This is a genomic window from Enterobacter sp. RHBSTW-00593, assembly GCF_013784105.1.
Lineage (GTDB): Bacteria > Pseudomonadota > Gammaproteobacteria > Enterobacterales > Enterobacteriaceae > Enterobacter > Enterobacter ludwigii.
On the sequence record NZ_CP056393.1, the window covers coordinates 266,639 to 278,887 of the forward strand.

At 55.2% G+C, this 12,249-nt stretch carries 10 protein-coding genes; 6 read left to right on the forward strand and 4 right to left on the reverse strand.

Annotation, left to right across the window (positions count from 1 at the left end; translation table 11 throughout):
- Positions 1–50: 50 nt before the first annotated feature.
- The 3 genes from malG to malE all read right to left on the reverse strand — a co-directional run bounded on the left by malG (position 51) and on the right by malE (position 3,757).
- Positions 51–941, reverse strand: a complete 891-nt coding sequence (malG, locus tag HV242_RS01250) for a maltose ABC transporter permease MalG (RefSeq protein ID WP_014168193.1) — start codon at positions 939–941, stop codon at positions 51–53.
- A gap of 14 nt (positions 942–955) precedes the next feature.
- Positions 956–2,500 (reverse strand): maltose ABC transporter permease MalF, encoded by a 1,545-nt coding sequence (gene malF / locus HV242_RS01255; protein WP_020882850.1) that lies wholly within the window; start codon positions 2,498–2,500, stop codon positions 956–958.
- 66 nt (positions 2,501–2,566) lie between these two features.
- A complete protein-coding gene (gene malE / locus HV242_RS01260; protein WP_020882849.1) occupies positions 2,567–3,757 on the reverse strand; it encodes a maltose/maltodextrin ABC transporter substrate-binding protein MalE in 1,191 nt (396 codons plus the stop codon).
- A 372-nt stretch (positions 3,758–4,129) separates the two neighbouring features.
- Here malE and malK point away from each other — a divergent pair, with 372 nt between their 5' ends.
- The 5 genes from malK (at position 4,130) to ubiA (ending at position 9,220) form a co-directional block, all read left to right on the forward strand.
- Positions 4,130–5,239: a maltose/maltodextrin ABC transporter ATP-binding protein MalK gene (gene malK, locus HV242_RS01265; RefSeq protein WP_014168196.1), complete on the forward strand. Its 1,110-nt coding sequence runs from the start codon at positions 4,130–4,132 to the stop codon at positions 5,237–5,239.
- A gap of 42 nt (positions 5,240–5,281) precedes the next feature.
- Entirely contained in the window at positions 5,282–6,592 is a 1,311-nt protein-coding gene (locus HV242_RS01270; RefSeq protein ID WP_020882848.1) for a maltoporin, read from the forward strand.
- Positions 6,593–6,706: 114 nt separating this feature from the next.
- A complete protein-coding gene (malM, locus tag HV242_RS01275) occupies positions 6,707–7,660 on the forward strand; it encodes a maltose operon protein MalM (RefSeq protein ID WP_032681924.1) in 954 nt (317 codons plus the stop codon).
- A 180-nt stretch (positions 7,661–7,840) separates the two neighbouring features.
- Positions 7,841–8,338: a chorismate lyase gene (gene ubiC / locus HV242_RS01280; RefSeq protein WP_032679383.1), complete on the forward strand. Its 498-nt coding sequence runs from the start codon at positions 7,841–7,843 to the stop codon at positions 8,336–8,338.
- A gap of 12 nt (positions 8,339–8,350) precedes the next feature.
- A complete protein-coding gene (ubiA, locus tag HV242_RS01285; RefSeq protein ID WP_025206398.1) occupies positions 8,351–9,220 on the forward strand; it encodes a 4-hydroxybenzoate octaprenyltransferase in 870 nt (289 codons plus the stop codon).
- Between the two features lie 65 nt (positions 9,221–9,285).
- Here ubiA and plsB read toward each other — a convergent pair whose 3' ends face one another.
- Positions 9,286–11,706, reverse strand: coding sequence for a glycerol-3-phosphate 1-O-acyltransferase PlsB (plsB, locus tag HV242_RS01290; protein ID WP_050737730.1), 2,421 nt, complete (start codon positions 11,704–11,706; stop codon positions 9,286–9,288).
- Between the two features lie 154 nt (positions 11,707–11,860).
- Between plsB and HV242_RS01295 the strand changes: the two genes are divergently transcribed.
- Complete coding sequence (locus tag HV242_RS01295) at positions 11,861–12,229, forward strand: diacylglycerol kinase (RefSeq protein WP_014168202.1); 369 nt, start codon at positions 11,861–11,863, stop codon at positions 12,227–12,229.
- Positions 12,230–12,249: the final 20 nt, after the last annotated feature.

A 12,249-nucleotide genomic window follows, 5' to 3' on the forward strand; every position in this document is an offset into this window, starting at 1 on the left:
CAATACAATACGTCTAAAGTTGAGGGTTGCAGTGGCATAACAAATGAAACTTAACCTTTCACACCGCCCGCCGTCAGGCCATTCACCAGCCAGCGCTGCGCCAGCAGGAACACGACGGTGATAGGGATGGCGGAGAGTACAGCCGCCGCAGCAAAGTCGCCCCACAAATAGTTCTGCGGATTGAGGTATTGCTGCATACCGACGGCCAGCGTATAGCTGTTGACATCACGCAGTAACAGGGAAGCGACCGGCACTTCGGTGATGGCTGCGATAAACGACAGGATAAAGACCACCGCCAGGATCGGCACCGACAGCGGCAGAAGCACCAGACGGAATGCCTGCCACGGGGTCGCGCCATCCAGCGCCGCCGCTTCTTCCAGCGAGCCGTCGATGGTTTCGAAATACCCTTTGATGGTCCACACATGCAGCGCGATACCGCCAAGATAGGCGAAGATGACGCCACCGTGGGTGTTCAGGCCGATAAACGGCACGTACTGGCCCAGTCGGTCAAACAAGGCATACAACGCCACCAGTGACAGTACCGCCGGGAACATCTGGAAAATCAGCATCCCTTTCAGCAGCGTGGCCTTACCCGGGAAACGCATACGGGCAAAGGCGTAAGCACAGGTCGTGGAGAGTGCGACAATTCCAATCGCGGTAATCCCGGCAATTTTCACCGAGTTCCACAGCCATAACAGCACCGGGAACGGCGGTGGCGTGACGCGGCCATCCGCGTGTTCAACGCTGAAGCCCAGCGCTAACTTCCAGTGCTCCCAGGAGATTTCATCCGGGATCAGGCTCCCGGTCGCGAAGTTACCGGCACGCAGGGAGATGGCGATGACCATCAGCAGCGGGAACATGATTGCCGCGATAAAAATCAGCAGCCCTAAATGCGTCGCGAAGAGGCGCAGTTTCTGAGATTTGGGTTGGACCATAGACATATTCTGTGCCCTCCTTAGTCGAATTTCATGCGTGTTGCTTTCAGGTTCACAATCGCCAGAGCGCCAACCAGCAGGAAGATCAGGGTGGCAATCGCTGCCGCCAGACCGAAGTCCTGACCGCCGCCGCCTTCGAAGGCGATACGGTAGGTGTAGCTGACGAGCAGGTCGGTATAGCCTGCCGGCGTGGTGGTGCCAAGACGATCAGGCCCACCGTTGGTCAACAGCTGAATCAGCACGAAGTTGTTAAAGTTGAAGGCAAAGCTGGCAATCATCAGCGGCGTCAGCGGCTTAATGAGCAGCGGCAGCGTAATCTTAAAGAAATTCTGGAACGGACCCGCGCCATCCATTGCCGAGGCTTCGTACAAATCGTCCGGAATCGCCTTCAGCAGGCCCATGCACAGGATCATCATGTACGGATAACCGAGCCAGGTGTTCACGATGATAATCATCGAGCGGGCGGTGATGGGGTCGCTGAACCAGGCCGGTTTGATGCCGAACAACGCGCTCAGCATCATATTGATTTCACCGAAGCTCTGGTTAAACAGCCCTTTGAAAATCAGAATCGAGATAAACGACGGGACGGCATACGGCAGAATAAGCAGCACGCGGTAAATGGCTTTCCCTTTCAGAGATTCCCACTGCACCAGACACGCCAGCACCATGCCCACGGCAACGGTCAGGATCACCGTCAGTATGGAGAACACTACGGTCCAGACAAAGATGGCGAAGAACGGTTTCTGGATCCCTTCATCGGTGAAGACGCGGGTGAAGTTGTCCCAGCCTATCGTCACGGTGTAGCCCGGGCTGAGCTTGTCATCACCCCATTTGCCATCAGCCGTAATGGACTGGTAGAAACCAATGTCGTTGTTTGGACGGTACTTCACGCCGCTCTGGTTGTTGGTCAGCGTGCCGTCGTCCGCCAGCGTATAGAGCGGTTGTGTCCCGGAGAACTGGCGCAGTGAACTCATGGTCACTTTGCTTTCGTCCGGCAGTTGGGCGGTAAGCTGCGTCAGCGCCTGACGGTTCTGCGTAATGATGCGCAGGTTAGCGCGTTCGCCTTCCGGCAGGGCCGCAGCCTCTTTTAAGGCCAGCTTCTGCTCGCCGCCAAATTTGAAAGCGTCAGAGACATAATTTTTGCCGGTTTCTTCGTCAGTGAGTGCTAACTTCCACTCGCTGCCCGCAGGATACAGGCCGAAGTTAAAGGTTTTGCCCGCCTGATAAGAGCGGTCCATCAGCACCTGTTGGGCGCGTTCCTGAGCAAGCTGGTTGGTGCTGCTGTAGTTGGTGAACGCGATAGCAATGGTACAAATCAGCGGGAACAGGACAAACAGACCCATCCCGGCCACGCCCGGGTAAACATATCGCCAGGCATAGGCTTTACGGTTGGCGAAAATATACAGGCCAGCAGAGCTTAAAATCAGCGTCATGATGGCGAACAGATATTCCCCTTGTACGTACATTAAAACAACAAGGTAACCCACCAGCAGACACAGCAGACCCATTACAGACCACTTCAGGGCAGAGCTTTGCCACCAGTGTTTCTTTTTAATGACATCCATGGGGTTCTTCCTCTACAACACATTTTGTTCTCCCTCTCTCCGCAGGGGAGAGAGGGGATAAAAGCCTTACTTCGTGATACGACCCTGAGCATCTTTCAGCGCAGCATCAACCGTCTGACGACCGCTTGCAGCGTTGATGACGGCGGTACGGGTGGCGTACCAGAACGCTGCCATTTGTGGGATGTTCGGCATGATTTCGCCTTTCTGGGCGTTATCCATGGTTGCCGCGATACGGGGGTCTTTCGCCAACTGATCCTGGAAGGATTTCAGCGCAACCGCGCCCAGCGGTTTGTCCTTGTTCACTTCATCCAGACCCTGATCGGTCAGCAGGTAGTTTTCCAGGAACTCTTTCGCCAGCTCTTTGTTCGGGCTGGCAGCGTTAATACCTGCGCTCAGCACGCCAACGAACGGTTTAGACGGCTTGCCTTTAAAGGTTGGCAGCAGGGTTACGCCGTAGTTGATTTTGCTCTTGTCGATGTTGGTCCAGGCCCACGGACCGTTGATGGTCATCGCGGTTTCGCCTTTGTTAAACGCCGCTTCTGCGATGGAGTAGTCGGTATCCGCGTTCATGTGTTTGTTCTTAATGAGGTCAACCAGGAAGGTCAGGCCTGCTTTCGCGCCAGCGTTGTCCACGCCCACGTCTTTCACGTCATATTTGCCGTTTTCAAATTTGAACGCGTAACCGCCGTCGGCAGCAATCAGCGGCCAGGTGAAGTACGGTTCCTGCAGGTTGAACATCAGCGCGCTCTTACCTTTCGCCTTCAGCTCTTTATCCAGTTTCGGGATCTCTTCCCAGGTTTTCGGTGGGTTGGGTACCAGGTCTTTGTTGTAAATCAGAGACAGCGCTTCTACCGCGATTGGGTAAGCGATGATCTTGCCGTTATAGCGAACGGCATCCCAGGTGAACGGGTACAGTTTGTCCTGGAAAGCTTTGTCCGGCGTCACTTCAGCCAGCAGACCCGACTGGGCGTAGCCACCGAAACGGTCATGTGCCCAGAAGATGATGTCCGGACCGTCACCCGTTGCAGCAACCTGCGGGAATTTCTCTTCCAGTTTGTCCGGGTGTTCAATGGTAACTTTGATACCGGTGTCTTTCTCGAATTTCTTGCCCACTTCGGCCAGGCCGTTATAGCCTTTATCGCCGTTAATCCAGATAACCAGCTTACCTTCTTCAATTTTGGCGAGAGCCGGTGCGGAAATCATCATTGCTGCAAGGGCGGACAATGCGAAAACGCGTGCGCCAGTCTTGATCTTCATATCTGCCATCCTTTTTTGGTGATGTGCTCGTGGATACACTGAGGTGGTTCAACGTGACTCAGTCTCCTTATTTGACATCCTCTTTCCATCCTCCCAACCCCTACGCCCCACCCCCCGTTTGTGTGATCTCCGTTACATAAATTTAAGTTATGAGTGCTGGCGCACATAAAAACACAGTGAATTTTGCAGGTGGCTTCACGAATTTCGCCTCAGCCCTCCAGCGGCGGTCGCAGAGCCTGCTCTCTCATCCTCCCGCCTCCTCCCCCATAAAAAAGCCGGGGGGTGGAGGATTCACGAAAGTAATGGATACCCCATAGTGAACTTATCTTGAATGTTTCTGTCGGTGACAGGTTGTAACGAAGGGAGAAGGGCATGGCGAGCGTACAGCTGCGTAATGTAACGAAAGCCTGGGGTGACGTTGTGGTGTCGAAAGACATCAATCTGGACATCCACGAAGGTGAATTCGTGGTATTTGTCGGCCCATCTGGCTGCGGTAAATCAACTCTGCTGCGTATGATTGCCGGTCTTGAAACCATCACCAGCGGCGATTTGCTGATTGGTGATACCCGAATGAATGACATTCCGCCTGCCGAACGTGGCGTCGGCATGGTTTTCCAGTCTTATGCACTCTATCCCCATCTTTCCGTAGCCGAGAACATGTCCTTCGGTCTGAAGCTGGCGGGCGCGAAAAAAGAGGTGATTAACCAGCGTGTCACGCAGGTGGCGGAAGTGTTACAGCTGGCACACCTGCTTGAGCGTAAACCAAAAGCCCTTTCTGGTGGTCAGCGTCAGCGTGTGGCAATTGGCCGTACGCTGGTCGCCGAACCGCGTGTGTTCCTGCTCGATGAACCGCTTTCTAACCTGGATGCCGCTCTGCGCGTCCAGATGCGTATCGAAATCTCCCGTCTGCACAAACGTCTTGGCCGCACGATGATTTACGTCACCCACGATCAGGTCGAAGCGATGACGCTGGCCGACAAAATTGTGGTGCTGGACGCCGGTCGCGTGGCGCAGGTGGGTAAACCGCTGGAGCTTTATCACTACCCGGCAGACCGCTTTGTTGCGGGCTTTATTGGCTCGCCAAAGATGAACTTCCTGCCCGTCAAAGTGACCGCGACAGCCATTGAACAGGTACAGGTGGAGCTGCCAAACCGTCAGCAAGTGTGGCTGCCGGTCGACAGCGCCAACGTACAGGTGGGGGCCAATATGTCCCTCGGTATTCGTCCTGAGCATTTACTGCCGAGCCACATCGCCGATGTGACGCTGGAAGGTGACGTTCAGGTCGTCGAACAACTTGGTCACGAAACACAGATTCATATCCAGATCCCCGCCATCCGTCAGAACCTGGTCTACCGCCAGAATGACGTGGTGTTGGTAGAAGAGGGTGCCACATTCGCTATCGGTTTGCCGCCAGAGCGTTGCCATCTGTTCCGTGAGGATGGCACCGCATGTCGTCGGTTGCACAAAGAGCCAGGCGTTTAAGCATTCCAATTACAAAGAAAAGCAATGATCTCAGGAGATAGAATGATGATTACTCTGCGCAAGCTTCCTCTGGCAATCGCCGTGACGGCAGGCATTTTGTCTGCACACGCGGGTGCCGTGGACTTTAAAGGTTATGCTCGTTCTGGCATTGGCTGGACCGGGAGTGGCGGTGAACAACAATGTTTCCAGGCAACCGGTGCACAAAGTAAATACCGTCTCGGTAACGAATGTGAAACCTACGCCGAATTGAAACTGGGTCAGGAAGTGTGGAAAGAGGGCGATAAGAGCTTCTATTTCGACACTAACGTTGCGTATTCCGTTTCTCAGCAGAATGACTGGGAATCCACCAGCCCGGCCTTCCGTGAAGCAAACGTGCAGGGTAAAAACCTGATTGAATGGCTGCCAGGCTCCACCATCTGGGCCGGTAAGCGTTTCTATCAGCGTCATGACGTCCACATGATCGACTTCTACTACTGGGATATCTCTGGTCCTGGTGCGGGTATCGAAAACATCGATCTGGGCTTCGGTAAACTGTCTCTGGCCGCGACCCGTTCTTCCGAGTCCGGCGGTTCTGCAACCTTCGCCGATCGTGATGCGAACGGCGACCGTATTTATGACAACGTAGTACCAAACGATGTCTTCGACGTCCGTCTGGCCGGCCTGGAAACCAACCCGGGTGGTACACTGGAACTGGGTGTTGACTATGGTCACACCAACATTCCTGACGACTACTATCTGCAGCCTGGCGCCTCTAAAGATGGCTGGCTGTTCACCGCTGAACACACCCAGAGCATGTTGAAAGGCTTCAACAAGTTCGTGCTGCAGTACGGTACGGACTCCATGACCTCTAACGGCAAAGGTATTCCGCAGGGCGGTAGCATTGATAACGACGGTTCCATGTGGCGTGTGCTGGACCACGGTGCAATCACCCTGGCAGACCGTTGGGACCTGATGTACGTCGGTATGTACCAGAATATCGATCGTGACAACAACAATGGTACAGAGTGGTGGACTGTCGGCGTGCGTCCAATGTTCAAATGGACGCCAATCATGAGCACCCTGCTTGAAGTGGGCTACGACAACGTTAAGTCTCAGAAAACTGACGAGAAAAACAGCCAATACAAAATCACCCTGGCACAGCAATGGCAGGCAGGCGACAGCATCTGGTCTCGCCCGGCTATCCGTGTCTTCGCAACCTACGCGAAGTGGGATGAGAAATGGGGCTATGCGAACAACGACTCAGGCGCAGGTTACACCTCTGGCGTAGCGTATAGCGACACTTCCGCGAAAACCTTCAGCCGTGGCGACTCCGACGAGTGGACCTTCGGTGCCCAGATGGAAATCTGGTGGTAATTCGGTAGACCTGACGTAATGACCTAAAAAGAGGGGCGCAAGCCCCTCTATCCTTAGGGTGCTGCGCGCTATTGCCTGGCCACCGCAGTGCTCACGCTATCAGAGGTAATAACAATGAAAATGAAGAAAAGTCTCGTCGCGCTGTGCCTCTCTGCGGGGCTGCTGGCCTGTGTTCCGGCGATCACCTTCGCAGATGTCAATTTCGTGCCACAAAATACCAGCGCTGCGCCTGCCATTCCGGCGGCGGCGCTCCAGCAACTGACCTGGACGCCGGTTGACCAATCTAAAACCCAGTCAACCCAACTTTCTGCGGCAGGCCAACAGCTTAACGTGCCGGGGATTGCCGGTCCGGTTGCCGCTTTCAGCGTCCCGGCCAATATTGGTGAGCTGACCCTGACGCTGACCAGCGAAGTAAGCAAGCAGACCAGCGTATTTGCACCTAACGTCCTGATTCTGGACCAAAATCTGACGCCATCTGCCTTCTTCCCGAGCGACTATTTTGGCTACCAGGAACCTGGCGTCATGAGCGCTGACCGCCTCGAAGGCAAAATGCGCCTGACGCCTGCTCTGGGACAGCAGAAGATTTATGTCCTGGTCTTCACCACGGACAAAGATTTGCAGCAGACCACTAAGCTCACCGATCCGGCAAAAGCCTATGCCAAAGGAACCGGTAACTCTGTTCCGGATATCCCGGATCCGTTAGCGCGTCATGTCACCGACGGGCTGCTGAAGCTGAAAGTCTCAACAAACAGTGCTTCCAGCGTACTGGTTGGCCCTCTGTTTGGTTCATCCGGTACAGGCCCGGTCACGGTGGGGAACACTGCTGCGCCTGTGTATGCCGCACCCGTTGCTACGGCGGCGGCTCCGGCTGCAACCGCAGCCCCAGCTCCGGCGAAGAAAGCCGAGCCGGTACTGAACGACACCGAAGAATACTTCAATAACGCCATTAAGCAGGCGGTGAAGCGCGGCGATGTCGACAAAGCGCTGAAACTGCTTGATGAAGCCGAACGTTTAGGTTCAACCACTGCCCGTTCCACCTTTATCAGCAGTGTAAAAGGCAAGGGGTAACCGTTTCCCCACAGTGCTGATTTGTTAGTAGTTTAGTGCGCCTGAGTGGGCGCACTTTTTTTGGTGTCACACGGGCTGTTGCGCTCTTGTTGCGATCGTGATCGTTAAATAACGTTTGGCCCCCCTCAATCCGCTTTTCTGCGATACAATGCCATTACGTTATGTATCGGAGAGTCTGGCATGTCACACCCCGCGCTAACGCAACTGCGTGCGCTGCGCTATTTCGACCAAATACCTGCGCTTGACCCGGAGCAACTGGACTGGCTGCTGCTGGAAGATTCCATGACTAAACGTTTCGAGCAGCAGGGCAAAACCGTTACGGTGACCCTGGTTCAGGAAGGGTTTGTCTCTTGCGCTGACATCGCCTCTGAGCTGCCGCTGTTGCCGCAGGAAGAACGCTACTGGCTGCGCGAAATTTTACTCTGTGCGGACGGTGAGCCATGGCTTGCCGGACGAACGGTCGTTCCCGAGTCCACCCTTTCCGGGCCAGAGCTGGCGCTACAACGGCTGGGGAATACGCCGCTGGGGCGCTATCTTTTCACGTCGTCCGAGCTTACCCGGGATTTTATTGAGATTGGTCGCGATGCCGAACTGTGGGGGCGTCGTTCCCGCCTTCGCCTGAGCGGTAAACCGTTAATACTGACGGAGCTTTTTTTACCGGCATCGCCGTTGTACTAAGAGGAAGAAAAAATGGAGTGGAGCCTGACGCAGAATAAGCTGTTGGCTTATCACCGCTTGATGCGTACAGATAAACCCATCGGCGCGCTGCTGCTGCTGTGGCCGACCCTTTGGGCGCTATGGGTAGCAACACCAGGGGTACCGCCGCTGTGGATCCTGGGGGTGTTCATTGCAGGCGTCTGGCTGATGCGTGCGGCGGGCTGCGTGGTCAATGACTATGCGGATCGTAAATTCGACGGGCACGTAAAACGTACGGCCCATCGTCCGTTGCCCAGCGGGCAAGTGACCGAAAAAGAGGCCCGTACGCTGTTTATCGTACTGGTGCTGCTCTCTTTCCTGCTGGTGTTAACCCTGAACACCATGACCATTCTGCTTTCAGTCGCGGCCCTGGCTCTGGCCTGGGTTTATCCGTTCATGAAGCGCTACACCCACCTGCCTCAGGTGGTGCTGGGCGCGGCGTTTGGCTGGTCGATCCCGATGGCGTTTGCGGCGGTGAGTGAGTCCGTCCCGTTAAGCTGCTGGCTGATGTTCCTGGCGAACATTCTCTGGGCCGTGGCATACGACACGCAATACGCGATGGTAGACCGCGACGATGACCTGAAGATTGGCATTAAATCGACGGCGATCCTCTTCGGACGTCATGACAAGCTGATCATCGGTATCCTGCAGGTTGCGGTGCTGGCGTTGATGGTGACGATGGGTTACCTGAACGGGCTCAACTGGGCGTTTTACTGGGCCGTGCTGGTGGCGGGAATGCTGTTTGTCTACCAGCAGAAGCTGATTGCGAAACGGGAGCGTGAAGCCTGCTTCAAGGCGTTTATGAATAACAACTATGTCGGTCTGGTGCTGTTTTTAGGGCTGGCGATGAGCTACTTTTCGTAAAAAAAACGGCAGCCAGAAGGCTGCCGTTTTTGTTTTCATCGCAGGTCATCAGACCGCTGCACGCTTCACTCGCCTTGCGTCGCACTTTCAATCGTTAAACGCACATCAGACGTGATCAGTTCGGCCAGCATCTGGTACACCTTCAGCGTCTCTTCCGGCTCGGCATCGCCCGTATCACTGATAAACCCTTCATCACGCAGCGTCAGCACCAGAGAGCTGAAGACCGCTTTGTCGAAGAATTCCGGGGCGTTAATCCCGTGCAGAACAGACAGGCGCTGTGCCAGCGTCCGGCTCTCTTTCTCAAGCGTACCGCGGTTAATGGACGGATTCGCGCTCAGCAACCAGAAGGTAATGGCGTAGCGCTGCAGCGTTTCACGCGCGCCCGCCGCCAGCAGTTGCAGGGTACGGGACCGTGACGGATTGATATGCAGCTCGTCATTCGTGACGGTAATCAGCCCCTGACGACGCAGCTCTTCGGTCAGTTTATCCAGCTCAGTCGCCAGTTCGTCCTTGTCCCAGCGCAGGAACAGCTCCGCTTTCAGCATTGGATAGAGCGTTTCAACATGACGCAACAGCTCCTGACGCGAGATGTGACGATGTTGAGTGATGATGGCCGCCATGAGCGAGGGCAGCATCAGCATATGCGCGATGTTGTTGCGATAGTAAGTCATCAGCACCGCCTGCTCGCGCGGGAGAATGATGATGTCGCCGATGGTGTCCTTTTCGACTTCAAACTTGTTCATCTGCAGGGCATGCTCGATAAGCTCGCTTGCCGTGCTTACCGGTACGGTCGAATCCACCGAGTACGGCACGTTGCGCATCATGTCGAGATAGCAATCCAGCTGCTCCGTAAGCTGTTCACGGGTCAGTGAACGCTGACGAGAGGCCAGAAGCGCCGTACAGCACAGGTTCATGGCGTTTGCCGCACCGGCGTTGTTAATACGCACCATCAGTTCAGAGGCGATGCTGTTGACCGTAGGCGTCAGCCAGGCCGGGCGAATCGCTTCGATAGGATCGATAGACTCGCGCCACTCTGGAACATGGTTGTTCAGGTAGGTCATCAGCGGCATCGGCTCGCCAAAGTTGACGTAGCCCTGGCCAAGGTTGCGTAACTTGCTCAGGCCGCGCAGCATCTGCGGCAGGCTCTCTTTCTCTTTGGTCGCACCGCGCAGCTCTTTGGCGTAGGTGCCCACTTCCATCACGTGCTCGTAGCCAATGTAGATGGGTACCAGAGTGATCGGGCGGGTTCCCCCGCGCAGCATCGCCTGAATGGTCATCGACAGCGTGCCGGTTTTAGGATCGAGCAGACGACCGGTACGGGAGCGACCCCCTTCCACGAAGTATTCAACGGAATAACCGCGGCTGAACAGCTCGCCAAGATATTCACGGAATACGGTGGAGTAGAGCTTGTTGCCCTTAAAGGTACGACGGATAAAGAACGCCCCCAGGCGGCGGAAAATCGGGCCGGCTGGCCAGAAGTTCAGGTTAATGCCGGCAGCGATGTGCGGCGGTACCAGACCCTGGTGATAGAGCACATAGGAGAGGAGCAGATAGTCCATGTGGCTGCGGTGGCAGGGGACATAGACAATCTCATGGCCATCATGGGCCAACTGGCGTACGCGCTCGGCGTTATGAACGTTGATGCCCTGATAGAGGCGGTTCCACGTAAAGCCCAGAATACGATCGGAAAGACGAATCATCTCGTAAGAGAAGTTCGCGGCAATCTCCTCCATCAGCGCAATAGCGTTCTGCTGTGCTTTCTCATGGGAAATCTTTTTGCTGCGCGCTTCGTCTTCAACGGCCCTGGCAATCGCTTTGGAGGCCAGCAGCTTGTTGAACAGGTCCTGACGTGCAGGAAGACGCGGGCCGACGGCAGCCAGACGCTGACGGGCGAAGTGCATACGCGCCACGCGCGCCAGTTTCTGCGCGATAATCTTGTCGGTGCCGTGTTCGTCCGCCATACGGCGCAGCGAAACGGACGGGGAGAAACGCACGAAGCTGTCACGTCCCAGCCAGGAGACCGCGAAGAATTTCTGAATGCCGTTAAGCATGCGCAGCGGTGGGTTCTCTTCACCTTTCTCTCTGCCCGGGCGGCGACCAAACATCACCGATACCGGCACCATCTGCACATCCAGACCCGGATTGCTGCGGTGCAGGTCGAGATAGTCGTGGAAAAGCTTGATGGACTCTTCCTTTGGCGTGTAATAGGTAAACACGCGCGGCCCGCCGTGAATGAACACATAGCGCGGCAGCAGAGTGCCGTCGACTTCGAGGGGTTCAAGCGGGTCAGGTAAATCATGCGCCAGACACTGGGCGCGAAGCGTCAGTAGGTCTGCCTTCGAGTTATAAGGCAAAACGTACATAATTGGGCGTGACGTATCGAGCCCCAATTCCAGCGCGGGTTCCGCTGGGATAGACTTGCTTTTTACCAGGACGCTTAATGGTAAATTAAGTAATTTGTAGTAAATTCGTGGCCAGCCGGACATAAACGATGTAAAGCCTCTGGTTAATAATGCAATTGCGGCGCAAGGATAACAGAAAGCGCGCAAAATTTCTGTTGTTACCCGTCATACTTCAGGCAGCAGCGAAACACGCTGCGCCTACTGTTACTGACGCTATTTTAATTAAAAGGTTCTTTTAATGGCCAATAATACCACTGGGTTGACCCGAATCATCAAAGCCGCCGGCTATTCATGGAAAGGTTTCCGTGCCGCGTGGGTCAATGAAGCCGCGTTTCGCCAGGAGGGCGTCGCCGCTATCATCGCGGTGATTATCGCCTGTTTCCTTGATGTTGATGCGATTACCCGCGTTTTGTTGATCGGCTCCGTGCTGTTGGTGATGATAGTGGAAATTCTCAATAGCGCTATTGAGGCCGTGGTGGACCGTATCGGCTCTGATTTCCATGAGCTCTCCGGCCGGGCGAAAGACATGGGGTCTGCTGCCGTATTGCTGGCGATTATCACTGCGGTCATCACCTGGGTCACGCTGCTTTGGTCACATTTCCGATAAGCCTCGAGAAATAATTAAGT